The organism is Baekduia sp., from assembly GCF_035318805.1.
Taxonomy (GTDB): Bacteria; Actinomycetota; Thermoleophilia; order Solirubrobacterales; family Solirubrobacteraceae; genus Baekduia.
Genome location: NZ_DATHDY010000138.1, coordinates 50,273 through 73,161 on the forward strand (window position 1 = coordinate 50,273; position 22,889 = coordinate 73,161).

The window sequence follows — 22,889 nt, forward strand, 5'->3', positions numbered from 1 at the left end:
TCGAACTCCGCCGTGCCGGGGCGCCCCGCGAGGCGCCCCGGCGACGACGTGGGATCAGAGGCCTACGCCGGCCCCTTGCACTGCGTGAGCTGCTCGGGCGTGAAGGTCGTGTACGGCTTGACCTCCGTGAACGTCGAGTAGGTCGGCGGGAGCTTCGGGTCGTAGTACTTCTCCCACTCCGTCTGGTTCGACCTGTCCCACAGCGCCGGCTTGAGCGTCGTCACCTTGGCCGGGTTCTTGCCGGTCAGCGCGTCGATCGCGATCGCCGCGCCGACCCCGCCGATGACGGCCGGGTTGGTGACGGCGGCGCCGTCGAGCTTCTTGTCGTTGATCATCTGCTTCAGGAAGCCGTTGTTGTCAGCGCCGACGATCGGCACGAGCGGCTTGCCGGCCGTCTTGTAGGCGTCGACCACGATCGAGTCGATGCCCGACGTCCAGACGCCGTCGACCTTGGTCCCCGACTGCAGGATGTTCAACATCTCCTTCGAGGCGGTCGGCCAGTCCCAGTTGCTGTAGACGGACTTGACCACCTTGATGTTCGGCCAGTTCTTGAGCTCCTCCTGGAAGCCCTTGTGCCGGTCGGTGTCGGCCGGGACGCCCTTGGCGCCACGCATCTCGACGATGTTGCCCTTGCCGTTGAGCTTCTCGGCGAGCCACTTCACGCCCAGCTTCGCGTACTCGACCTGGTCGTTGGTGGCGATGTAGGCCTCCGGCGCCGTCACGGCCTGGTCGATCGCGACGAACACGACGCCCTTGCGCTTGGCGTCGGCGATGACCGGGTTGAGCGCCGCCGCGTCGGCCGGGTTGGCCAGGATCGCGTTGGCGCCGGCCGAGATGAGCGTGCGGATCGCCGCGATCTGCTCCGGGGCGCCGCCGTTCTGGTTCTGCACCAGCACCTTGCTGATCTTGCCGCTGGCCAGGGCCTGGGCCTTGGCGCCGCAGATCATCTCCTCACGGAAGCCGTTGCCGACCAGCGTGTTGCTGACCCCCAGGATGTACTTCTTGCCGCTGTCGCCGCCACCGCCGGAAGCTCCGGCGTTGGTCGACGAGTTGTCGCTACCGCTCCCACAGCCCGCCGCGACGAGCGCGACGAGGGCGAGGCAGGACAGCAGGCCTCGCGTTTTCAGGGTTCTCACAGTCATTCTCCTCCTCCAACTCCAACTGCACTGATCCGTACTCGCAGTCGCGTGACGGTCTGCTCGGGGTGGCGGCCCTCCTCTCCTAGAAGGCGAAATGCGGAGCGTGGTCGCGTGTCGTGCACCACTGCCACTGGGTGAACTCCTCCCAGTTCGCCAGTGAGCCGAAGCGCCCGCCGTTGCCGGACGCCCCCATTCCTCCGAACGGGGCGATCGCCTGGTCGTTGATGGTCGTGTCGTTGACGTGCACCATCCCCGCGCGCATCGAGCGCGCGACCTCGAGCCCTCGACCCAGGCTCTGGGAGTAGATCGCCGCGGCCAGGCCGTACTCGGTCTGGTTGGCGAGCGCGACGGCCTCGTCGTCGGAGGCGAACGTGGTCACGGCGGCGACCGGGCCGAAGATCTCCTCGACGAACGCGGGCATGGAGGGCGCGACGCCCTCGAGCACGGTCGGCCGGTAGAAGAGGTCCTCGTGCGTGCCGCCGGTCCGCAGGCGCGCGCCGGCGGCCACGGTGCCCTGGACGATCGCGTCGAAGCGGTCCAGCTGGCGCTGGTTGATGATCGGCCCCAGCTCGACGTCGTCGCGGAAGGGGTCGCCGACCGCCAGCGCGTCCGCGCGCGAGGTGATCGCGTCGAGGTAGGCGTCGGCGACGGAGTCCTGGACCAGGTGGCGCCCGGTCGAGAAGCACAGCTGGCCCTGGTGCAGGAACGAGCCCCAGGCGCCGGAGGACGCCGCGGCGTCGATGTCGGCGTCGTCGAGCACGATCAAGGCGTTGTTTCCGCCGAGCTCGAGCGAGACCTTCTTGAGGTGGCGCCCGGCGAGCTCGCCCACGCGCCGGCCGGTCGCCGTCGAGCCCGTGAACGAGATGAGCCGCGTGTGCGGGTCGACGACGAGCGCCTCGCCGGCCTCGGCGGCGCCGGGCAGCGCGTGCAGCACGCCGTCGGGCAGCCCGGCCTCCTCGAAGATCGACGCCAGCAGCAGGCCGCCGGTGATCGGCGTCTGCACGTCGGGCTTGATGACGACCGCGTTGCCGAGCGCCAGCGCGGGCGCGATCACGCGCACGCCCAGGATCACCGGCGCGTTCCAGGGCGTGATCGCCGCGACGACCCCGAGCGGCACCCGCTGCGCGATGCTCACGCGCCCGCGCTCGGTGGTGGGCAGCAGCTCGCCGAAGGGCTGGCCGGCCAGCGCGGCGGCCTCGCGGATCTCGCCCACGCTGATGCGCACCTCGTGGGTGGCGCGCGCGCGGATCTCGCCCGTCTCGCGCACGAGCCAGTCGATGACGTCGGCGCTGCTCTCCTCCAGAAGGGCGGCGGCGCGGCGCAGGATCGCCGCACGCTCCTCGAACGACGTGGCCGCCCACGCCGGTTGCGCGGCGGCGGCGCGCTTGGTCGCCGCGGCGACGTCCACGGCCGAGGCCAGGCCGACCGTCGCCAGCCGCTGGCCGGTCGCCTTCTCGAAGACGTCCGTCGTCCCGCCCTCAGCGGTTCGCCAGCCGCCGCTGAAGAGCTGGCCGTCCCACTCGCTGCGCGCTGCCGAGATCGTCATGTTCTCTCCGTCCACGCCGGGTGCATCCTCGATGATCGATTATCTCGTGTCAAGGCCCTTCACCCACGCTCAACGTCGTCGACCGGCCGGTAGACGGGCCCGCGGGCCAGAAGCGGCTCGATGAGCCCCTCCTCCACGTAGTTCGGGATGATCTCCGGGCGCACCTCGACGGGCTGCTGGCCGTCGTAGCCGATGCGCCGCCGGACGTCGGCGTCGATGTAGTAGCCGCCGGCCACTACGAGCAGCAGCGCGTCGTGGGCCTGCGGGTCGCCGTCGCGCAGGCGCGCCAGAGACGTCTCGTGATCGGCGGGATCGACGTCGGCCACGGCGCGCGCCAGCGGCTCGGCGAGGTCCGGGCGCACCGCCAGCACCTTGTCGAGCTGGCCGTCGGCGACGCCCACCTCGCCGGCGCCGGGCATACCGTGCGCCGCGGGGATCAGCACGTCGGCGAAGCGCCGCAGGCGATCGCGCAGCGCGTCGTCGACCACGCCGGCCACCAGGGTCGGATCCGGGGAACTCATGCCGGCACCCGCTGGGCGTTGCGGTCGGCGATCAGATGGTCGGCCGCGCGGGCCGCGAACGCCGCGATCGTGCTGGTCGGGTTCACGCCCCCCGACGTGGGGAACACGCTGCCGTCGACGATGTAGAGGTTCTCGATCTCGTGCGAGCGGCCGAAGCCGTCGACGACCGAGCGCTCCGGGTCCGTGCCCATCATCGCCGTCCCGATCAGGTGCCAGCCCGAGTAGCGCATGAGTCGCTCCTCCTCGGTCTGGTAGGCGCCCGCCTCCAGCAGCGACTCCCGCGCACGCTCGATCTGGAAGTCCAGGCAGCGGCGCGAGTTGTCGCCGACGCGGTAGGTGACCTTCGGGGCGGGGATGCCGGAGGAGTCGGTCAGCTCGGCGTCGAGCGTGACGCGGTTGTTGGGATCGGGCAGGTCCTCGCCGAAGATCCCCCAGCTCACGCCGCGCCCGAGGGAGGAGCGCATGTGCAGGTGGTGGTCGGGGCCCCAGGTCGGGCCGCCGGCGCGGGTCGGCAGCGCGGCGTTGATCGGACCGCCGGTCGGCGCGAGGCTCCACTTGGCGCCGCGGACGAAGTCGCGGCGCTCGTCGGTCTCGTAGAACTCATAGGAGACGATCTTGGAGCCGATGTGGCCGTTCCACGTGCGCAACGGCTCGTCGAACAGGCCCATCACGTTGGCGAACGGGTGGACCATCAGCCGGCGTCCGACCTGGTCGCTGCCGTTGCAGAGGCCGTTCGGGTGGTCCGCGGTGGCCGACAGCAGCAACAGGCGGGCGGTGCCGATCGCGTTGGCCGCCAGGATCACCACGTCGGCCTCCTGGACGTGCTCGGCGCCGTCCTCGGTGACGTACTGCACGCCGGTCGCCAGGCCGCCGGGGCCGACGAGCACGCGGCTCACGCGCGCGCCCGTGACGAGCTTCGCGCCGTCGCGGATCGCCTGGGGCCAGTGCGTGTGGTCCGTGGTCGCCTTCGCGCCTTCGGGACAGCCCCACAGGCACGTGCCCCACTGGGCGCACGCGCGCCGGCCCTCGGCGCCGACCGACAGCACGGAGTTCGTGCCCGGCCACCAGTGCCAGCCCAGCCGCGTGTGCGCGCGGGCGACCCGCAGCGCCCCCGCGCCGATCGGCAGCGGCGGGTAGGGCGGCTCGAAGGGCGCCGGGTAGGCCGGGTCGCCGCCGAGGCCGGCGGCGCCGAACTCGACGTCGGTCTGCTCGTAGTAGGGCCGCAGGTCCTCGTAGCTGATCGGCCAGTCGTCGGCGATCCCGTCCTGGGAGCGCACGCGGAAGTCCGACGGATGCAGCCGCGACCAGTCGCCGGCGTAGAGGATCAGGCTGCCGCCGACGCCGTTGAACATCAGCGTGGCGACGTCGGAGTCGTCCTCGTTGACCGGGTAGTCCTCGGGCAGCGCGCGGTCGTTGGGGCTGTGCGCCCACTGCTTGCGGGCCATCAGCTCGAACTCGGGCCGCGGCGCGGGGAACTCGTCGAGGTCGTGCCAGCCGCCCTGCTCGAGGCACACCACGTCCATGCCCGCGGCGGCCAGGCGCCGCGCGACCACGCCGCCCGACGCGCCGGCGCCCACGATCAACACGTCGGCCTTCACGCCGTCACCTCCTTGAGCAATCCGACCTCGACCAGCGTGCGCTCGAGCCGGCTGCGCTCGGCGTCGTCCAGCGGGCGCAGCGGCGGCCGCACGCTCGCGTCCTCCAGCACGCCGAGCATCCGCAGCGCCTCCTTCAGACGCGCGCGGTAGTTGGCGACCGGCGCGTCGAAGACGACGTCGGCCAGCCGCTGGACGCGCCGGCCGCTGTCGCGCGCCTCGTCGATCCTCCCGTCGCGCCAGGCGTCGATCATCGCCACCTGCTCGGCCACCATGATCGCCCCGAAGCCGATCAGCGCGCCCGTGGAGCCGAGCATGAACGACTCCAGGATGAAGTTGTCGTTGCCGGTGAGGTAGGTGAACTCACCGCGCTGGTACTTCGGCGTCTGCTCGACCATCCGGAACGTGTCGAGGTAGCGGCGCGCGTCGAACGACGCCTCCTTCATCGCCACCACCCCGTCGAGCTCGATCAGCTGGCGGAGCGTATCGGTCTCGAAGTTGACGCCGCCCAGCATCGGCTGCAGCTGGAAGGCGATCAGCGGCAGCCCGGCCGACGCGATCGCGCGGTGGTACTCCACCGGGATGGCCGGGTCCAACGGCGCCGAGAGGTACGCCGGGATCGGGAAGACCAGGAGCGCGGATGCGCCCGCGGCGCGGTAGTCGCGCGCCTGCTTGATCGCCTGCTCAGGGAACGGCCCGGCCACGCCGGCGATGATCGGCAGCGAGGTCTCCTCCCCGACGACCTCGATGACCCGCAGCTTCTCGTCGTGGGTCAGATGTGGGCCCTCGCCCGTGTCCGCGTTGATGGCCAGCGCCACCGGGCCGAGCTCGGAGATCCACGAGATGTAGCGCCGCAGCGCCGGCTCGTCGATCACCCCGCCCTCGGTCATCGGCAGCACGGTGGCCGGGATCAGTCCGTCCAGGTTCAGGGTCACGCGATCACCTTCATCTCGGGAGTGGCGTCCGGCAGCACGGCGCCGCCGGGCGCGAAGACGGCCGGGAACCCGCCGGTGTGCCAGAACACCACCGTCGAGTCGGGGGCGAAGCGGCCCTGCTCGGCGAGGCCGAGCAGGCCGGCGAAGGCCTTGCCCGTGTAGGTGCGGTCGAGCACCCATGCGCCGTGGCGCGCCGCCCAGGCGACGGCCGCGTCACCGGCGGCGCTGGGCACCGCGTAGCTGTCGCCGACCCACCGCTCGTCGAGCTCGACCGACGCAGGGTCCACGGGCACGTCGCCCAGCCCCAGGGACTGCAGCGCCGCGCCGGCGAGAGCGACGGCGTCGGCCGCGAGGTCGGGGGAGTCCTTGGCGACGTCGACGGCGATGACGTCCGGCGCGGCCTCGCCGGCGGCGTCCCACACCGCCCGCCCGGCGAGCAGTCCGCCGTGCGTGCCGCCCGTCGAGCTGGCGTGCACGATGGCCGCCGGGCGCAGCTGCGCGGCCTCGGCCTGCTCGGCCAGCTCGAGCCAGGCGGCCAGGAAGCCCAGCGCCCCGGCGGCGGTGCTGCCGCCCATGGGGATGGCGAACGGCCGGCGCCCGGCGGCGCGCAGCTGCTCGACGAGCACGTCCAGCGCGGCCGACAGCTCGGCCCAGCGGTCGGTGCCCGCGTGGTGCGCGTGCGCGCCGAACATCCGCGACAGCAGCTGGTTTCCGGCCGGGTGCTCCTCGGCGACGCCGCCGAGGACGAGATGGGTCTCGAGCCCGAGCACGGCGCCGGCGGCCGCGGTCATGCGGGCGTGGTTTGACTGCGCCGCTCCGACGGTGACGAGCGTGTCGGCGCCGGCCGCCAGGGCGGCTCCGCAGAGGAACTCGAGCTTGCGCGCCTTGTTGCCGCCGAGCCCCAGGCCGCTGAGGTCGTCGCGCTTGACCATCAGGCGTGCCCCGCCGGGCAGGAGCGGGCCCGGCTCCAGCGGCGTGGGCAGCGTGGCGAGTCGCGCACGCGGGACCGAGGCCAGTGCCGTCACCACGCGCACGCTCGCGCTCATGTCCGCGCCTTCCGGGCGGCCGGCGGGCCGGTCGTCGCTCGCACCACGAGCTCGGTCGGGTGGACGTTGACGAGCCGGCCGGCCGGCGATCCGTTGCCGTCCTCGGCGTCGAGCAGCGCCAGCAGCCGCGCGACCCCGGCGGCGCCGATCTCCTCCATCGGGACCCGCACGGTGGTCAGCGGCGGGTCGAACCAGCGCACGGTCGAGATGTCGTCGAAGCCCACGAGCGACATGTCGCGCGGGAGCGCGAGCCCGCGGGCGCGCAGCTCGACCGTGCAGCCGATGGCCATCGCGTCGTTGGAGGCGAAGATCGCGGTGAACGGGACGTCTGAGTCCAGCAGCCGGGCCAGCGCCGCGCGCCCGCCCTCCTCGGTGAAGCCCCCGGAGGCCACGAGCCGCTCGTCGAACGCGATGTCCGCCGCCTCCAGGCCGTCGCGGTAGCCGCGCAGGCGGTCTCGGCTGGTCAGCACCTGCTCGGGGCCGTCGATGAACGCGATCCGCTCGTGGCCGAGCCCGACGAGGTGGTCGGTCGCCAGCCGGGCGCCGCCGCGGTTGTCGGGGATCTCGGCCGGCATGCGGGAGCCGCGCGGCTCGAGCGCGATCGCGTGGGCGCCGTAGCTGCGCAGCGTCGCGACCTGCTGGCGCATCGCGTCGCGGTAGGTGCGCGAGGCGAGGCCGCCGCCGATGAACAGGACGCCCGCCACGCGCTGCTGCTGGGCCAGCTGGACGTAGCGCAGCTCCTTGTCGGGGTCGCGCGAGGAGTTGCACAGGACCGTCAGGTAGCCGGCCGCCTCCGCCGCATCGGTGACGCCCTTCGCGACCGTGTTGAAGAACGGGTCGCAGAAGTCGTGGACGATGGCCGCGACGACGCGCGTGCGCTGGACCTTGAGGCCGCGCGCCAGCGCGTTGACGCTGTAGTTGAGGCTCTGCGCGGCGGCCAGGACGCGGGCCCGCACGTCCTCGCTGACGGGGTGCTCGTTGTTGGGGTTGAGCACGCGCGAGGCCGTCGCGAGCGACACCCCGCCCGCCTTGGCCACCTCGGTCAGGGACGATCCGCTCATCTGGGACGGCAAACGTTTTCCACTGATCTCTACTAATAGCCGATGCCCGAAACCGCTGTCAAGCCGAAGACGGCCGACACGGTGCCGAGGTGGTCGAACTCCACCGCGAACGTGTCTCCCGGCTCGGCCGGGACCGCCGGCGCAAGCGATCCGCTGAGCACAAACGTGCCCGCGTCGAGCTGCCGGGCGGGCGGGGCTCCATCCGCCAGCGCGTTGGCCAGCCACGCCACCGATGCCGCGGGGTGGCCGAGGACGCGCGCCCCCGCGCCGGTCGCGACGACGTCGCCGCCCGACGACTGGACCATCCCGACCAGGCGCAGGTCGAGGTCGTCGACGGGCACGAGGGCCTCGCCGAGGACCACTCGCGCGCTGGCCGCGTTGTCGGCGATGAAGTCCACGACCGCGTGGTCGCCGGGCTCCAGGCGTCCCGCGATGATCTCGATGGCGGGCGCCACGCCGCGCGTGGCCGCCAGGACGTCGGCGACCGTCACGCCGGGGCCCCGCAGGGGGCGGTCGAGGACGAAGGCGATCTCCCCCTCGACCGCGGGCCGGTGCAGCTCGCCCGCCGGAATCGGCGCCGACTCCGGCACGACCATGTCCGACAGCAGCTGCCCATAGATGGGCCCGGGCGCGCCGCGCCGGCCGCCGACCGCCGACGTCAGGCCCACCTTCCAGCCCGCCGGCACGGCGCCGTCGCCCTCCAGGCGTTCGACCATCGCGCGCTGGATCGCGTAGGCGCCCTGCTCGTCGAGGTCCGGGAGCTCGGCGCTGGGCGGGGACGTCAGCCCTCCGTCGCGCTGGGCGCGCCACAGGCGCTCGGCGATCGCCGCGTGAGGATCGCGCGGCGCGCTCATGGTGCAGCGGCGCCCTCGAGCAGCGGCGCCACCGCCTCCTGCATGACGTCGGTGACGTCGGCGACCCCGGTCCAGCGCCCGAAGGCGATGACCGCCTGCGCGACGACCATGCCGGCGCCTCCGGCGGCGCGCAGCCCGCGCTCGCGCGCGGCCCGCAGCAGCTCGGTCTCCAGCGGCACGTAGACCAGGTCGAAGACCGCCGCGTGCTCGCCGAGCAGCGCCGGATCGACGACGACGCCCGGCGTCAGCATCCCGACCGTGGTGGCGTTGACCAGCAGGTCGGCGGCGGCCAGGGCGCCGGGCAGCGCCCGGTCGTCCAGCCTCCCGGCCACCACGCCGCCCACGCGATCGGCCAGTGCCTGCGCCGGCTCCAGCGTGCGGCTGACGACGCGGACCTCGGCCGCGCCCGCGCTGACGGCGGCGTGGGCGACCGCATGCGCCGCGCCGCCCGCGCCGGCGACCACCACGCGCGCGCCACCCAGCTCCATCCCGAGGTCGCGCCGCACGGCGGCGGCGAACCCCGGCGCGTCGGTGTTGAAGCCGACCAGCGTCCCGTCGGGCGCGCGCAGGACGCTGTTGACCGCGCCGATCGCCTCGGCCTCGGGCTCGACGGCGTCGAGCAGCGCCATGACGTCGCGCTTGTAGGGCGCGGTGATCTGGAAGCCGAGCCACTCCGGCCCGCGCGCCTGCGCGACGAAGTCGGCGACCTCGCCGGCCTCGATCTCGCGCAGGTCGTAGCGCGCGTCGATCCCGTTGGCCGCGAACGCCGCGTCGTGCATGACCTGGGAGTGCCGGCGCCGCAGCGGCCGGCCGATCAGGGCGACGCGGCGTGTCGGGTCCGGGGTCACGCGGCCCGGGCCGTCGACGAGTCCTCCGGGAACCGCACGTGCGGCACGATGTCGCGCAGCCACAGGTCGAGCTGGTCGACGTCCGGCGTCATCGTGTGCAGCATGAAGTAGCCGATGCCGGCGTCGACGCGGGCCTGCAGCGAGGCCACCATCTCCTCCGGCGTGCCGAACAGGTACACGGACTCCAGGTACTCGGGGCCGCGCGTCGTGCTCATGACCTTCAGGAACGCCTCGTGCTGCTGGCGGCGCGCCTCGACCGGATCGGCGGTGTCGACGAAGTGCATGAAGTTCTCGTGGGCGACCGTGAACGTCCCCGGGTCGCTGCCCTGCGCCACGAGGCCCTCCCGGATCTCGGCCCAGTCGCGCGCCTGCTCCTCGGGCGGGCACGTCGGCCGGGGGATCCAGCCCTCCCCGCGCAGGATGCGCCGCTTGACGGCGGGCACGAGCGTCGGCTTGTCGGGCGACTTGTCGTTGGCCAGCTGCGACCCGCCGCCGACCCACAGCTCGGGGCGGCGCGTGGGGCGCGGCTCGATCGAGACCTCGTCGACCGAGAAGTACTTGCCGTGGTAGGTGACCGTCTCGCCCTCCATCAGCGGGATCGCGATGTCCAGCAGCTCGTCCGAGCGCTTGCCGCGCTGGGACTTGTCGCCGCCGGTGGCGACGAACTCCGCCTGGTTCCAGCCCACGCCGACACCGAGGATGAAGCGGTTGTTGGACAGGTACTGGAGCGTCGACATCTCCTTGGCCAGCACGACCGGGTGGCGCGTGGGCAGCACGAGCACGGACGTGCCGAGCCGCACGCGCTCCGTGGCGCCCGCCGCCACCGCCAGCGTGCTGAGCGGCTCGAGGAACGAGGCCGAGTAGAAGTGCGTCGCCGACAGCAGGTGGTCGGTCACGAACAGCGAGTCGAAGCCGAGCTCCTCCACGCGCCGGGCGAAGGCGACGATGTTGCGCGCGCGCTCGGGCCCGTCGTCGGCCCAGATGTAGGTCGGGAGGAAGACCCCGAACCGCGAGACGTTGTCCATTGAAGTGTGTTCTCCCTGGGTCGATCGGTGAGTCGTGCGGTGGGTGGGGAGCCGTCAGGCTCCGGGAAACTGCGGCGGGCGCTTGGCGAAGAAGGCGCGGGCGCCCTCGAGCATGTCGTCGCTGGCGAAGACACGGTCGGAGGCGTCGAGCTCGGCGGCCATGCCGGCGTCGAGGTCGAGGTCGCGGGCGCGCTCGATCAGGCGCTTGGCCTCGCGGACCGCGACGGGTCCGCGCTGCGCGATCCGCTGGGCCATGTCGGTGGCGGCGGCCAGCGCCTCGCCCTCGCCGACGACCGCGTTGACGAGCCCGATGTACTCGGCGCGCTGCGCGGTGATGAGCTCGCCGACCAGGATCAGCTCCTTGGCGCGGGCGGGCCCGACGACCGCCGGCAGCCGCTGCGTGCCGCCACTGCCGGGGATCACGCCGAGGCGCACCTCCGGCATGCCGAGCTTGGCGCGCGCGCTCGCGACCCGCAGGTCGCAGCACAGCGCCAGCTCGAGGCCGCCGCCGAGCGCGTCGCCCTCGATCGCGGCGATCGTCGGCACCGGCAGCTCGGCGAGCTTGCGGTAGACGTACTTCTCATACAGCAGCTTGCCGCGGGCGACGCGCCCGGCGAGGCCCTCGAACTCCTTGACGTCGGAGCCGGCGCAGAAGGCGCGCGTCCCGGCGCCGGTGACGACGACGGCGCGCACCTCGCTGTCGTGCGCGAGCTCGTCGAGGACGGCGTCGAGGCGCTCCATCATCTCGCCGGTGACGAGGTTGAGCGGCTGGTTGTCCAGCTCGATCCGGGAGACCGCGCCGCGGCTGAGCGTGATCACGCCCGTGCCTCCTGCGGCGTCTCGCGGCCGGGCAGCGTCTCGGCCAGCCCCATCGGCCCGGCGCCGAAGACGCGCGGGTCCATCGTGCCGACGTCGGCGGGCACGATCGGCTGGAACGCCATCTGGTCCAGCACGTCGCGCTGCAGGTCGATGCCCTCGGCGATCTCGATCAGGGTGACCCCCTCCTCGCGCAGGGCGAAGACCGCCCGCTCGGTGATGAACCGGACCTCTTGCCCGTTGCTGCGCGCGAGCCGGCCGCTGAACGTGACCTCGCGCACCTCGTCGACGAACTTGGGCAGCGCGCCCTCGGCGCGGATCTGCAGCCGGCCGTCCTGGGCGCCGACGTCCAGCCCGCGCGCGGTGAGCGTGCCCACGAAGCAGATCTTCTTCGTCCGCGCGCTGATGTTGGGGAACCCGCCCGGCCCGCGCACGCGGCCCTCGAAGGCGTGGACGTTGACGTTGCCGTGGCGGTCGACCTCGGCGAACGAGAGGCTGGCCACGTCGAGCCCGCCGCCGTCATAGAAGTCGAACATCGACGGCTGCTCGATCATCGCCTGGTAGTTGAAGCCCGCGCCGCCCTCGTTGCCGGCGACCGGGACGCCACCGAAGATGCCCTGCTCGACCGTGAGCACGAGCCGGTCGGCGATGCCCTCCTCGAAGGCGATCGCGCCGATCCCCTGGCTGATGCCGAACCCGAGGTTGCAGATGTCGCCGGCGCGGAACTCCAGCAGCGAGCGCCGGCCGATGATCTTGCGCACGTCCAGCGGCGGCGGCGGTGCGGCGGTGGCCGGCCGGCGCAGCGCTCCGGCGTAGTACGGCGAGTACGCGGTCGCGTAGGTCTGCGTCTGGTCGGGGTCGACGTAGACGTAGTCGACGAGCGCGCCGGGGACCTTGACGGCGCGCATCGGCAGCGTGCCGGCCCGTGCCAGCCGGTGCACCTCGGCGATCACGATGCCGCCGCTGTTGCGGGCGGCCATCGCCATGGCCAGCATCTCGCCCTGGACGGCCTCGTCCTCCATCGTGAGGTTGCCGTCCTCGTCGGCGGTGCTGCCCCGGATGACGGCCACGTCGATGGGGAACGCGTGGTAGAGCAGCCACTCGCGGCCGCGGAGCGTGACCACTTCGACGAGGTCCTCGGTCGTTCGCGCGTTCTGCTTGCCGCCGGTGTGGCGCGGGTCGACGTAGGTGTCGAGCCCGATGTGGGTGACGAGGCCGGGGCGCCCGCCTGCGATCTCGCGGCACAGCAGCGACAGCACGCCCTGCGGGAAGGAGTACGCCTCGATCTCGCCGGCCTCGACGAGCTCGCCCAGGCGCGGCTCGTTGCCGATGTTGGAGCCGATCGTGCGGCGCATCAGGCCGGGAAGCGCCAGCTGCGAGAAGCCGCGGTCGGCGAAGTCGCCGACGCCGACCACGCGCACGGTGGTGAGGTCCCGCGGCCGGCCCTCGGCGGTGAAGACCTCGGCCAGCGCATCGATGAAGCGCTGCGGGACGGCATGCCCGGCGCCCGAGCCGCCGACGATGACGGTGGCGCCGTCGGCGACGAGCCGGACGGCGTCCTGGACCTCTACGACGTAGGTCATGCGCGCTCGCTCACGGCATGTACCCGCCGCAGTTGGGGTTCAGGGTCTGGCCCAGGAACAGCGACGAGGCGTCGGAGAGGAGGAAGACGACCCCCTCGGCGATCTCGGGCGGCGTGCCGAACCGGCCGAGCGGGAGCTCGGCCATGCGCTTGCGCCCGACCTCGCCGTCCATGACCTGCGCGCCCATGTCGGTGACCACGACGCCGGGCGCGATCGCGTTGGCGCGGATGCCGCGCGGACCGAACTCGCGCGCCAGCGACTTGGCCAGCGCGATCACCCCCGCCTTGGCGACGCTGTAGTGGGCGACCCCGGCGAAGCCGATCTGCCCCAGGCGGGAGCTGATCATCACGATCGAGCCCGAGCCGCGCTCGAGCATGCCGGGGAGCACGGCCTGGCTGCAGGCGAACGCCGCGGTCAGGTCAGTGCTCAGCACCTCGTTCCATTCCTCGTCGGAGATCTCGAGGAACGGGCTCTGGGGCATGATCCCCGCGTTGTTGACGAGCCCGTGGATCGGGCCGAGCTCGTCCTGCACGCGGGCGACCATCCCGCGGGCCTGGCCGGTGTCGGAGAGGTCGGCGGCGAACGTGGCGGCGCGGCGCCCGAGCGCGCGGACCTCATCGGCGACCGCCTCGGCGCCGTCGGCCTGCTCGTGGTAGGCCACGGCGACGTCGGCGCCCGCGCGTGCGGCGCGCAACGCGATCGCCGCGCCGATGCCGCGACTGGCGCCCGTGACGAGCACCAGCCGTCCGCTCAGCGAGCCGTCCGGCACCACGGCGACCGCACCGCCCCCCGGCTGCGTCTCATTCATCCGACCCTCCGCGCTCTCTGTGGAAAACGATTGCCACGATGCCGCGGAGCAACGTACCAGGTTGCCCGGAGGTGGGCAAGACCGACCTGCGACGCCGCGCGGACCGCGGGGTCAGCGGCCGTGCTGCGCGCCGCGCAGCACGCGCGACGCCCGCCGGGCGTGCTCGGCGTAGGCGGCGTCGAACAGCTCGTCCGCGCGCTCGCGCCCGACCACCGAGGCGCTCGTGACCACGGGCGGCATCGCGCCCTGGGCCACGAGCCGCGCGGCCGTGCGGACCTTGAGCTCGTTGCCCAGCGCCACGGCGGCGATCGTCGAGCCGGGGCCCACGGGCACGTCGAGGCCGTCCAGCGACACCAGCGCATCGGGCGCCGGGGTGCACAGGTCGAGCACCACGTCGGCATGGTCCATGAGCCGCGCGCCGCTGGAGTGCGACGGCGTGCCGGCCCGCGACTGCGTGACGGAGGTCACCGCGATCACGGGCAGCCCGCGGGCGCGCGCCCCGGCCGCCATCTCCACCGACACGGCGCCCAGGCCGCCGGCGCTGAAGATCAAGAAGCAGTCGGGCGCCGCGAGCTGGAAGTTGCCCAGGATCGTGTCCGCCAGGCCCTCGACGCGCTCGATGAACATCGCCTGGCGCTGTCCGTTGGCGCCCACGACCTGGGTGTGGAACGTCATCGACAGCTCGGCGATCGGATGGAAGCCGGGGTAGGACCCGTAGCGCGGGAACATCTCCTCCACTCCGATGCGCGAGTGCCCCGTGCCGAACACGTGCACGAGGCCGTCGCCGCCGATCGCGCCCGCGCACAGCTCGGCCGCCGCCTCCAGCGCCGGGTCCTGCGTGGCCTGGATGCGCTCGAGCAGCGCGCGCGCTTCGTCCATCCAGCCGGACGCGGCGCCGGCGCTCACCCGGTCACCGACGGGTCGAGCTCGATCGGCTCCCAGATCCCGCTCTTCATCGAGCGGTAGCAGGCGTCGAGCGCGCAGTTGACGACGTAGCCGTCGGCGAACGTCTCGCGCGGCGTCTGGCCCGAGGCGAAGCAGTCCACGAAATGCCGCAGCTCGTGCGTGTAGCCGTAGTTGTAGGCCTCTTCGGGCAGCGGGTAGACCCAGCCGGTCTCGGAGTCGGCCTTCTCCACGATGTAGTCCACCGGGTTGGAGATGAAGCCCCAGACGGGCACCGACGAGGAGTCGGTGATCAGGCGCCCGTCGGTGCCCATGACCTCGTTGCGCAGCTCCATGCCGCCCTTGGCCGACCACGACGCCTCGGTGATCGACATGCCGCCGCTGGCGAACTTGACCAGCGCGATGGCGTTGTCCTCGGCGGTGGTCTTGTCGGCGTGCGACATCGTGGCGCCCCACGCGAACGCCTCTGTGGGCACGTCGTCCTTGCCGAAGAAGTAGCGCGCGGCCTCGATCGTGTGGCAGCCCATGTCCAGCAGCGCGCCGCCGCCGGCGAGGTCCGCGTCCCAGAAGTGCGGGGCGTGCGGGCCGGAGTGCGCCTCGCGCGCCCGGACGGTCAGGACCTTGCCGATCGCGCCGGCCTCGATCATCTCGCGGGCGCGCACGACGTTCGGCGCGAAGACCTCGGTCTCGGCGTAGCCGTGCATGACGCCGGCCTCGCGGACGATGCGCATGATCTCGGCGGCCTCGTCACCGGTGCGCGCCAGCGGCTTGGTGCAGACGATGGCCTTGCCCGCCTGCGCGGCGATGCGGATCGCCTCGAGGTGCAGGTGGTTGGGCAGGCCGATGACGACGAGCTGCACCTCGGGATCGGCGCACAGGTCGGCGATCTCGGTGTACTGCGACGGGATGCCGTGCCGGGCCCCGAAGGCGGCGGCGCGCTCGGCGCTGCGCGAGTAGTTCGCGACGGCGCGCGCGCCCGGCACCTCGTTGAGGCCGGCCATGTAGAACTCGGAGACGAAGCCGGACCCGATCAGGCCGACCTGGACGGGACGCGTGTGTTGGTCAGTCATGCAGGTCCTCTAGACATATGGACAGGTCGGCTACTTCTTCCAGCCGCGGGCGGAAATGTCAAGGGCGCGCCGGCCCGCGGCTACGCCGAGCGCGCCGCGGCGGCGAGCGCGCGGGCGGCGGCGGGGACGTCGGCGGCGGCCGCGAGTGAGGAGCCAGCGCCGATGGCCGTCGCGCCGGCGGCGATGAACGCCCCGGCGTTCTCGGCGGTCACGCCGCCGGTGACCATGAGCGGCACGTCGGGCAGCGGCGCGCGCAGCTCGCGCACGTACTGCGGGCCGCCCAGCGAGCCCGGAAACAGCTTGACCATCGCGACGCCGAGCGCCCACGCGCGCTCGACCTCGGTCGGCGTGAGCGCCCCGGGGATCATCGGCACGCCGAGCTCATGGCAGCGGGCGATCGTCGCGGGCACGGTGCCCGGCGCCACGCACACCTCGGCGCCGGCCGCGACGGCCGCCTCCGCGTCGGCCGGCGTGCGGACGGTGCCGGCCAGCACGAGCACGTCGCCGCGCGCGCGCAGCTGCGCGATCTGGGCGGCGGCGTGCTCGCCGTCCATCGTCACCTCGACCACGTCGATCCCGCCGGCGACGAGCCCGTCGACCAGGGCGCCCACGTCGCCGACGCGGCGCAGGACGGCGACGACGCGGCCGGCGGCGATGCGCTCGATCGCGCTCATGCGGTCTGCGCCAGGTCGCCGACGTCCGCGCCGTCGCTGCGCAGGCGCGTGCGGACGGCGTCCGGTCCGACCGATCGCGGCGTGCCCCCGGCGGCGGCGGCGAGCGCGGCGGCCGTGCCCGCGGCCTGGCCCATCGCCATGCACGTGCCCATCGAGCGGGCCGACGCGTGCGCGTCGTGGGTGGCCGAGAAGCAGCGCCCGGCGACGACGACGCCTTCGACGCCTGCGGGCAGCAGGCTGCGGTACGGGATCCCGTACGTCTCGCCCTCCGGCACGTAGACCCAGCGCGTGTCGCGGCCCGCGTGGTGGTCCTCGATCGGCGCGCCGCACCGCGCGATCTGATCGGGGAACGCGGTCGCGGCCAGGCACTCGTCGACGCTGAGCATGTGGTCGCCCACGATGCGCCGGCTCTCGCGGATGCCGATGGCCGGGCTGGTGCTCACGAGCACCGCCCGCTCGTAGCCGGGCACGTGCTCGCGCAGGAACCGGAAGTACTCATGGCACTGACGCCGGCCCTCGATCTCGGCGGCGGTGAGCTGCTCGGGGTCGGTCGGATCCACGCCGCCCATCCGCGTCATCAAGGCCATCATCACGCCCTCCTGCGGGGTGCGGTGCACCGAGCCTTCGAGGCGCGGCAGGCGGTAGCGGCCGGACTCCGAGGCCTCGCGCATCAGCCGCCACATCTCCTCCTTGGGCACCGCCTGCGCACGAGCCACGTCGACGCCGGCCATGCGGAAGACGGTCGACAGGGACTGCACCTCGTGGCCGTCGGCCGGCGACTCGTAGGACCCGCCGGCGAGGTGGACGACGTCAGCGTCGCCCGAGGCGTCGACCACCGCGCCGGCGCGCACGGTGCGCGGGCCGCCGCGGGTGAGCACGTCGACCTCGGCCACGCGTCCCTGCGCGTCGGCGCGCACCGCACAGGCGATGCTGTGCAGCAGGACCTGCGCGCCGGCCGCGAGCACGAGCTCCTCCCAGGTGCGCTTGAGCACCTCCGGGTCATAGGTCAGGCCGGTGCCGGCGCCGTAGGTGTTGGGCCGTTCGAAGACGGCGTCCTCGGCGGCGAGGCGCTGCACGACGTCGTCGGGGATGCCGCTGACGACCTTGCGGGGCCGGGCGCCCGGGGTGTAGAAGGCGTAGAAGGTGTCGAGCACGCTCGTCGAGATGCCGCCGAGGAACCCGAGGCGGTCGACGAGGAGCGTGCGGGCGCCCGTGCGCGCCGCGGCGATCGCGGCGGTGGAGCCGGCCGATCCTGCGCCGACGACGAGGACGTCGACCTCGTAGGGGAACGCTCGCCCTGAGGGCTCGGTTCCCGTGCGAGACCTCGCCCTGAGGGCTCGGTCTCGCGGCGGCATGGGAGGCCGGCCTGCGGTGCTCATCTGAGCGAGTATATGCTCCTATGAGCGTGTCGCAGGAGATCGCCAAAGCCCACGTCGCCCGCCTGTACTTCGAGCAGGACGTCACCAAGCGCGAGATCGCGCAGCGGCTGGGGATCTCGCGCTTCAAGGTCGCCCGCCTGCTCGACCAGGCGCGCAGCGAGGGCATCGTGCGCGTCGAGATCCACGACCCGGTCGAGGTCGACGGCGAGCTGTCGCGGGCGCTCGAGGCGCGCTACGGGATCGACTTCGCGGTGGTCGTCGGCGACGCGGCGCTCATCCCCCGGGCGACCGCCGCATGGCTGCCCGAGCTGCTGCCCGAAGGCGGCAGGCTCGGCGTCGCGTGGGGCGCGACGCTGCAGCAGGTGGCGGCCGAGCTGCCCGAGCGCCCCGGGGCCGGCACCGAGGTCGTGCAGGTCTGCGGCGCCGTCCCCGGTCTGGAGCCGGGGACCGGCCCGACCGAGCTCGCGCTGCGCTTCGCCGAGCGCCTCGGCGGCCGGCTGCACGCGCTCCCCGCGCCCGCGATGGCCAGCCGCCGTGCCCGCGACGAGTTGCTGGCCAACGAGGTCGTCCGACCCACCGTCGAGCTGTTCGACCGCCTCGATCTGGTGCTCGCCGGCGTCGGGGCGGCCGGGCGGCTGGCCGGCGCGCCCGCCGATGCCGTGGGTCACGTGCTCGTGCACGCCTTCGACGCCGGCGGCCGCTTCGTCGACACCGCCGCGGCCGACCGCGCGATCTCCATGTCGCGCGACCAGCTCGCCGCGACGCGCGTGCTGGCGTCGGCCGGCGGCCCGGCCAAGCACGCCGCCGTGCGCGGCGCGCTGTGCTCGGGCCTGCTCGACGCGCTGGTCACCGACGCCGCGACCGCGCGCCACGCGCTGCGAGGAGAGGCGTGACCATGGCCGGCCGGGTGGCGCTCGTGACCGGCGCCGGCGGCGGCATCGGGGGCGCGGTCGCGCGCGTGCTGGTGCGCGAAGGCGCGCAGGTCGTCGCCGTCGACCGCGACCTGCGCGGCGTTCGGACCGGCGCCGCGATCGACCCGGTGCAGGCGGACGTCACCGACGAGCCGCAGGTGGCCGCGGCGATCGCCGCGGCGGTCGAGCGCCACGGCGGCCTCGACGTGGTGTTCAACGGCGCCGGCATCAGCGGGCGCCGGCTCGGCGACGGCCTGGTGGAGGACATCCCGCTCGAGGGGTGGAACGCGGTGATGGAGGCCAACCTCACCTCGGTCTTCCTCGTCTGCAAGCACGCCGTTCCCGTGCTGCGGGCCCGCGGCGGCGGGGCGATCGTCAACCTGGCGTCGGTGCTCGGGCTCGTCGGCGGCGACCCCGACTTCGCGACCCATGCCTACGCCGCCGGCAAGGGCGCCATCGTGTCGCTCACGCGCTCGATGGCGGTGGCCTACGCACCCGACGGCATCGCCTGCAACGTCGTCGCGCCCGGGCTCGTCGCGACGCCGATGAGCGCCCGCGCCCAGGGCGACGACCGGATCCGCGGGCGCCTGGCCGAGCTCCAGCCGCTGACCGGCGACCTCGGGACGCCCGACGACGTCGCCGAGGCGGTCGCCTACCTCGCCGGCCCCGGCGCGCGCTTCGTGACCGGCGCGGTGCTCCCCGTCGACGGGGGCTGGACCGCGCGATGACCGTCTGCGTCGGGCTCGACCTGGGCGGCACGAACATCAAGTGCGCCGTGGTCGAGATCGACGGCGGCGAGCCGCGGGTGCTGGCGACCGCCTCGGAGCCGACACGGTCCGAGGAGGGGCCGGACGCGGTCCTCGCGCGCGTCGCGCGGCTGGCGCAGGCCACGGTCGCGCCGTTCGGGCCGCCGCAGGGCGTCGGCCTCGGCGTGCCCGGCCATTTCGACGCCGAGACCGGGGCCGGCGTGATCCTCCCCAACCTCGCGGGCGACTGGGTCGGCCGGCCGATCGCCGGGCCGGTGGCCGAGCGGCTGGGCCTGCCGGTCCTGTTGATCAACGACGCGCGAGCGCTGACGCTCGCCGAGCTGCGGATGGGCGCCGGGCGCGGGGCGCGCACGATGGTGTGCGTCACGCTCGGCACGGGCGTCGGCGGCGGCGTCGTCGTCGACCGGCGCCTGCACCTCGGGCTCGGCCACGCGGGCGAGATCGGCCACACGATCGTCGAGCCGGACGGGCCGCCGTGCGGGTGCGGCAACCGCGGATGCCTGGACCGCGTGGCGGGTGCCGCCGCGATCGCGGCGCGCGCCGGGCGCGCGACCGTCCGGGAGGTGATCGCGGCGGCGCGGGGTGGCGATGCGCGCGCCCGCGCCGCGCTCGAGCACGCCGCCCGGGCCGTCGGGGTCGCGCTGGGCGGGGCGGCCGTCCTCCTCTGGCCCGATCGCATCGTCGTCGGCGGCGGCGTGGCCGAGGCGGGCGAGCTGCTGCTCGCGCCGCTGCGCCGGGAGATCGTCGCCCGCGCCCGGGTGTGCCCCACCGACGCGCTGACGATCGCCGCCGCCGAGCTCGGCCCGTCGGCCGGGGCGGTCGGCGCGGCGCTGTGGCGTCACGAGGCGCCCGACGCCGACGGGTCGAGCATGCGCGCCTCCGTTCGTCGCTGAGGCCCGGCCTCGTCATCGGTGGTCGATCATCGATCCTGCCTCGTCCGCTGCGAAGATGATGGGATGGCCGCCAAGGATCCAAGCGTCGCGCGACCCAAGCCATCCGCCCTGGGCATCGGTCGCACCGTCCTGCGCGATCAGGTCAAGACCCTCCTGCTCGATCGCATCCTGTCGGGCGTCTACGCGCCGGGTGACCGCCTGATCGAGACGCGGATCGCCCAGGAGCTCGGGACGAGCCAGGCGCCCGTGAGGGAGGCGCTGCGCGAGCTCGAGCTCCTGCGGTTCGTCGAGTCGGCCTCCTTCCGCGGAACGTGGGTGCGCGAGGTCAGCGACGACGAGCTCATCGAGGTCTTCCCCATCCGCGCCGCGCTCGAGGAGGTCGCCGCCCGGGAGGCGGCGAAGCGCCTCGACGGCGACGTCGCCGCCCTGGAGGCCGAGATCGAGGGCATGGCCAACGCGCACGACGTCCGCGAGCAGGTCGAGCACGACGTTCGCTTCCACCGGTTGATCGTCGAGGCGTCCGGCAACTCCCGGCTGATCGAGATCTGGGACTCGCTGCAGGTCGATGCGCGCACGACCATCACGGCGCTCGGCACCGGCCTTCCCCCTGAGAAGGCGGCGGAGCTCCACCGGCCCATCCTCGAAGCGCTGCGCCGCCGGAACGCCAAGGCGGCGGGGCGGGAGATCCGCGGCCATGTCGAGATGTTCGGCAAGCTGCTGATCGAGCAGCGCGGGCGCCACAGCTGAGGCGGCGGGGCCGCCGATCAGTCGCGGTACCAGCCCAGCGCCGGTGCGGGAATGGCCCCGACCCGCTCACGCCACGGCCGCGCATGGCGCCGCGCCGCGGCCGCCATGCGGGCGAACATCGGCACCGACTCCTCCCGCAGCGCGCGCACCGACGCCTCGGCGTCGGCCACCAGGCCGGGATCGAAGAGCGTCCGTCCGACGATGAAGCCGCTGGCGCCGGCGGCGCATGCCTCCTCGATCTGCCCGATCAGGACCTCGGCGTCGGCGCCCCCGCCCAGCAGGACCCACGGGACCTCCGGACCGCAGGCGCGGTCGACCTCGGCGCACGCGCCGGCCGAGCCGGGGTACTGCAGCTTGAGGATCTCCGGGCGAAACCGCGCCAGCGCGGCGGCGGTCTCGGTCACCAGCTCCGAGAACCGCTCCGCCGGGAGCTCCTCGCCGTCGCGCGGATAGACGATGGGCTCGAGCACCAGCGCGACGCCGGCCCGGCGGCACGCACCGACCACCTGCTCGACGACCTCGTCCTGGTGGCCTCGCTGCTGCGGCACGTCGGGGCGGTAGGGCAGCAGCAGCTTGCAGCCGGACGCCCCAAGGGCGGCCGCCTTCTGCGGATCCCATCCGGGGAGCAGGCTCGTCCGGCGGATGTCCCCTCCGTCGCCGTAGCCCTGCGCCTCCAACGGCACGACGAGCCCCGTGCGGCGGGGCACCGCGCCGGCGGCGAGCGCCTGTGCCGCCGAGAACTCGGCGTCCAGCAGGACCACGCTGGCCTCCGACGCCAAGACCCTCGCGACACGCACCTTGAGCTCCGTGAGCTCCTCCGGGCTCGGATCGGGAAGACCGCGCCGCCGCAGGGCGACCGACAGGGAGTCACGGTGGTCGACGGCGGCGCCGACCACCACCCCGTCGTCGCCGGCGATCTGGTCGACGGCACGTGCCCGGGACGCCGTCCAGGGTGATCCGGAGCTCATTCCGCCAGCATAATCGAGAATCGATGATGGACCCATGACCGCTGCACGGGCCGGCAATCTCTCAACCGCTCGGGGGCGTGAGGTGAACGCGCGATGCGATGATTCCGCCGCGCGGCACCCGTCTACCTGTTGACACACGCCCGACAACCGAGCAAGGGAGCACCAATGCAGATCATCCTCAGCGACTTCATCAGCCTCGACGGCGTCGTGCAGGCGCCGGGTGGGCCCGGCGAGGACGACGACGGCGGCTTCGCCCACGGCGGCTGGTCTGGCCCGTACTTCGACGTCGAGGCGATGGGTCCCGTCGTGAGCGAGATCATGGACCGCAGCGACGCGCTGCTGTACGGACGGCGCACGTGGCAGAACATGGCCGCGGCCTGGCCCGACCGCGCCGGGGATCCCTTCGCCGACCGCATGAACGAGATCCCCAAGTACGTGGCCTCACGCACGCTCACCCAGGACGACCTCACCTGGTCGGGCTCCACCCTGCTGCCCGGCGACGACGCGATCGGCGCGGTCCGCGAGCTGCGGGCACGCGAGGGCAAGGGGCTGCAGATCTGGGGCAGCTCGGCATTCGCCAAGCAGCTGGTCGAGCACGACCTCGTCGACGAGTACGTGCTGATGATCGAGCCGATCCTGCTCGGTGGCGGCAAGCGGGTCTTCCCCGACGACGGCCAGGCCCGCCCGCTCGAGCTCGTCTCGACCACGACCGCCGGCACCGGCGTCCTGATCTGCACCTACCGGCCGGCGCGCGACTGATCTGCCCGGGGTCGGGCGGGCTCGGCGGCGGCGGCGACGTC

General features: G+C 73.6%; 23 protein-coding genes. 5 read left to right on the forward strand and 18 right to left on the reverse strand.

Annotated elements, in window-relative coordinates; all coding sequences use genetic code 11:
* Positions 1–62: 62 nt before the first annotated feature.
* The 17 genes from VK501_RS27630 to VK501_RS27710 form a co-directional block, all read right to left on the reverse strand.
* On the reverse strand, positions 63–1,136 hold the full coding sequence (locus VK501_RS27630; RefSeq protein ID WP_324343274.1) for a substrate-binding domain-containing protein: 1,074 nt from the start codon (positions 1,134–1,136) through the stop codon (positions 63–65).
* Positions 1,137–1,221: 85 nt separating this feature from the next.
* Complete coding sequence (locus VK501_RS27635; protein ID WP_349261080.1) at positions 1,222–2,685, reverse strand: aldehyde dehydrogenase family protein; 1,464 nt, start codon at positions 2,683–2,685, stop codon at positions 1,222–1,224.
* A gap of 59 nt (positions 2,686–2,744) precedes the next feature.
* Entirely contained in the window at positions 2,745–3,206 is a 462-nt protein-coding gene (locus VK501_RS27640; protein ID WP_324343276.1) for a hypothetical protein, read from the reverse strand.
* Positions 3,203–4,804, reverse strand: a complete 1,602-nt coding sequence (locus VK501_RS27645; protein WP_324343277.1) for a GMC family oxidoreductase — start codon at positions 4,802–4,804, stop codon at positions 3,203–3,205. Before VK501_RS27645 ends, VK501_RS27640 begins: the two co-directional genes overlap by 4 nt.
* The gene (locus VK501_RS27650; protein ID WP_324343278.1) at positions 4,801–5,736 is read right to left on the reverse strand and encodes a dihydrodipicolinate synthase family protein; all 936 of its coding nucleotides are present in this window, start codon (positions 5,734–5,736) and stop codon (positions 4,801–4,803) included. Before VK501_RS27650 ends, VK501_RS27645 begins: the two co-directional genes overlap by 4 nt.
* Entirely contained in the window at positions 5,733–6,782 is a 1,050-nt protein-coding gene (locus VK501_RS27655; RefSeq protein ID WP_324343279.1) for a 1-aminocyclopropane-1-carboxylate deaminase/D-cysteine desulfhydrase, read from the reverse strand. Before VK501_RS27655 ends, VK501_RS27650 begins: the two co-directional genes overlap by 4 nt.
* A complete protein-coding gene (locus tag VK501_RS27660) occupies positions 6,779–7,843 on the reverse strand; it encodes a LacI family DNA-binding transcriptional regulator (protein WP_324343280.1) in 1,065 nt (354 codons plus the stop codon). Before VK501_RS27660 ends, VK501_RS27655 begins: the two co-directional genes overlap by 4 nt.
* 32 nt (positions 7,844–7,875) lie before the next feature.
* Positions 7,876–8,697, reverse strand: coding sequence for a 2-keto-4-pentenoate hydratase (locus VK501_RS27665; RefSeq protein ID WP_324343281.1), 822 nt, complete (start codon positions 8,695–8,697; stop codon positions 7,876–7,878).
* A complete protein-coding gene (gene aroE / locus VK501_RS27670) occupies positions 8,694–9,545 on the reverse strand; it encodes a shikimate dehydrogenase (protein ID WP_324343282.1) in 852 nt (283 codons plus the stop codon). Before aroE ends, VK501_RS27665 begins: the two co-directional genes overlap by 4 nt.
* A complete protein-coding gene (locus tag VK501_RS27675; protein WP_324343283.1) occupies positions 9,542–10,570 on the reverse strand; it encodes an LLM class flavin-dependent oxidoreductase in 1,029 nt (342 codons plus the stop codon). Before VK501_RS27675 ends, aroE begins: the two co-directional genes overlap by 4 nt.
* 54 nt (positions 10,571–10,624) lie before the next feature.
* On the reverse strand, positions 10,625–11,389 hold the full coding sequence (locus VK501_RS27680; RefSeq protein ID WP_324343284.1) for an enoyl-CoA hydratase/isomerase family protein: 765 nt from the start codon (positions 11,387–11,389) through the stop codon (positions 10,625–10,627).
* A complete protein-coding gene (locus tag VK501_RS27685) occupies positions 11,386–12,969 on the reverse strand; it encodes an acyl CoA:acetate/3-ketoacid CoA transferase (RefSeq protein ID WP_324343285.1) in 1,584 nt (527 codons plus the stop codon). Before VK501_RS27685 ends, VK501_RS27680 begins: the two co-directional genes overlap by 4 nt.
* Before the next feature lie 10 nt (positions 12,970–12,979).
* Positions 12,980–13,777 (reverse strand): 3-oxoacyl-ACP reductase FabG, encoded by a 798-nt coding sequence (locus VK501_RS27690; RefSeq protein ID WP_324343286.1) that lies wholly within the window; start codon positions 13,775–13,777, stop codon positions 12,980–12,982.
* 111 nt (positions 13,778–13,888) lie between these two features.
* Complete coding sequence (locus VK501_RS27695) at positions 13,889–14,683, reverse strand: SIS domain-containing protein (protein ID WP_324343287.1); 795 nt, start codon at positions 14,681–14,683, stop codon at positions 13,889–13,891.
* Positions 14,680–15,750, reverse strand: coding sequence for a Gfo/Idh/MocA family oxidoreductase (locus VK501_RS27700; RefSeq protein WP_324343288.1), 1,071 nt, complete (start codon positions 15,748–15,750; stop codon positions 14,680–14,682). The genes VK501_RS27695 and VK501_RS27700 overlap by 4 nt, the downstream gene beginning before the upstream one ends.
* Before the next feature lie 80 nt (positions 15,751–15,830).
* A complete protein-coding gene (locus tag VK501_RS27705; RefSeq protein WP_324343289.1) occupies positions 15,831–16,424 on the reverse strand; it encodes a bifunctional 4-hydroxy-2-oxoglutarate aldolase/2-dehydro-3-deoxy-phosphogluconate aldolase in 594 nt (197 codons plus the stop codon).
* Positions 16,421–17,803: an FAD-dependent oxidoreductase gene (locus VK501_RS27710; protein WP_324343290.1), complete on the reverse strand. Its 1,383-nt coding sequence runs from the start codon at positions 17,801–17,803 to the stop codon at positions 16,421–16,423. Before VK501_RS27710 ends, VK501_RS27705 begins: the two co-directional genes overlap by 4 nt.
* 26 nt (positions 17,804–17,829) lie before the next feature.
* Here VK501_RS27710 and VK501_RS27715 point away from each other — a divergent pair, with 26 nt between their 5' ends.
* From VK501_RS27715 to VK501_RS27730, 4 genes are all read left to right on the forward strand, one after another.
* The gene (locus tag VK501_RS27715; RefSeq protein ID WP_324343291.1) at positions 17,830–18,696 is read left to right on the forward strand and encodes a sugar-binding transcriptional regulator; all 867 of its coding nucleotides are present in this window, start codon (positions 17,830–17,832) and stop codon (positions 18,694–18,696) included.
* Between the two features lie 2 nt (positions 18,697–18,698).
* A complete protein-coding gene (locus tag VK501_RS27720; RefSeq protein ID WP_324343292.1) occupies positions 18,699–19,442 on the forward strand; it encodes an SDR family oxidoreductase in 744 nt (247 codons plus the stop codon).
* Positions 19,439–20,374, forward strand: a complete 936-nt coding sequence (locus tag VK501_RS27725; protein ID WP_324343293.1) for an ROK family protein — start codon at positions 19,439–19,441, stop codon at positions 20,372–20,374. The genes VK501_RS27720 and VK501_RS27725 overlap by 4 nt, the downstream gene beginning before the upstream one ends.
* A 63-nt stretch (positions 20,375–20,437) precedes the next feature.
* Entirely contained in the window at positions 20,438–21,121 is a 684-nt protein-coding gene (locus tag VK501_RS27730) for a GntR family transcriptional regulator (protein WP_324343294.1), read from the forward strand.
* Between the two features lie 17 nt (positions 21,122–21,138).
* Here the strand turns inward: VK501_RS27730 and VK501_RS27735 are convergent, their stop codons facing one another.
* Positions 21,139–22,089, reverse strand: a complete 951-nt coding sequence (locus tag VK501_RS27735; protein ID WP_324343295.1) for a hypothetical protein — start codon at positions 22,087–22,089, stop codon at positions 21,139–21,141.
* 165 nt (positions 22,090–22,254) lie between these two features.
* Between VK501_RS27735 and VK501_RS27740 the strand changes: the two genes are divergently transcribed.
* Positions 22,255–22,848 (forward strand): dihydrofolate reductase family protein, encoded by a 594-nt coding sequence (locus tag VK501_RS27740; RefSeq protein ID WP_324343296.1) that lies wholly within the window; start codon positions 22,255–22,257, stop codon positions 22,846–22,848.
* Positions 22,849–22,889: the final 41 nt, after the last annotated feature.

Excerpts from the sequence above, each read along its gene's own strand:
- VK501_RS27635 (WP_349261080.1), bottom strand. The coding sequence starts at position 2,685 with ATGACGATCTCGGCAGCGCGCAGCGAGTGGGACGGCCAGCTCTTCAGC.
- VK501_RS27640 (WP_324343276.1), bottom strand. The coding sequence starts at position 3,206 with ATGAGTTCCCCGGATCCGACCCTGGTGGCCGGCGTGGTCGACGACGCG.
- VK501_RS27655 (WP_324343279.1), bottom strand. The coding sequence starts at position 6,782 with ATGAGCGCGAGCGTGCGCGTGGTGACGGCACTGGCCTCGGTCCCGCGT.
- VK501_RS27660 (WP_324343280.1), bottom strand. The coding sequence starts at position 7,843 with ATGAGCGGATCGTCCCTGACCGAGGTGGCCAAGGCGGGCGGGGTGTCG.
- VK501_RS27665 (WP_324343281.1), bottom strand. The coding sequence starts at position 8,697 with ATGAGCGCGCCGCGCGATCCTCACGCGGCGATCGCCGAGCGCCTGTGG.
- VK501_RS27675 (WP_324343283.1), bottom strand. The coding sequence starts at position 10,570 with ATGGACAACGTCTCGCGGTTCGGGGTCTTCCTCCCGACCTACATCTGG.
- VK501_RS27685 (WP_324343285.1), bottom strand. The coding sequence starts at position 12,969 with ATGACCTACGTCGTAGAGGTCCAGGACGCCGTCCGGCTCGTCGCCGAC.
- VK501_RS27690 (WP_324343286.1), bottom strand. The coding sequence starts at position 13,777 with ATGAATGAGACGCAGCCGGGGGGCGGTGCGGTCGCCGTGGTGCCGGAC.
- VK501_RS27700 (WP_324343288.1), bottom strand. The coding sequence starts at position 15,750 with ATGACTGACCAACACACGCGTCCCGTCCAGGTCGGCCTGATCGGGTCC.
- VK501_RS27705 (WP_324343289.1), bottom strand. The coding sequence starts at position 16,424 with ATGAGCGCGATCGAGCGCATCGCCGCCGGCCGCGTCGTCGCCGTCCTG.
- VK501_RS27710 (WP_324343290.1), bottom strand. The coding sequence starts at position 17,803 with ATGAGCACCGCAGGCCGGCCTCCCATGCCGCCGCGAGACCGAGCCCTC.
- VK501_RS27720 (WP_324343292.1), top strand. The coding sequence starts at position 18,699 with ATGGCCGGCCGGGTGGCGCTCGTGACCGGCGCCGGCGGCGGCATCGGG.
- VK501_RS27725 (WP_324343293.1), top strand. The coding sequence starts at position 19,439 with ATGACCGTCTGCGTCGGGCTCGACCTGGGCGGCACGAACATCAAGTGC.
- VK501_RS27730 (WP_324343294.1), top strand. The coding sequence starts at position 20,438 with ATGGCCGCCAAGGATCCAAGCGTCGCGCGACCCAAGCCATCCGCCCTG.
- VK501_RS27735 (WP_324343295.1), bottom strand. The coding sequence starts at position 22,089 with ATGAGCTCCGGATCACCCTGGACGGCGTCCCGGGCACGTGCCGTCGAC.
- VK501_RS27740 (WP_324343296.1), top strand. The coding sequence starts at position 22,255 with ATGCAGATCATCCTCAGCGACTTCATCAGCCTCGACGGCGTCGTGCAG.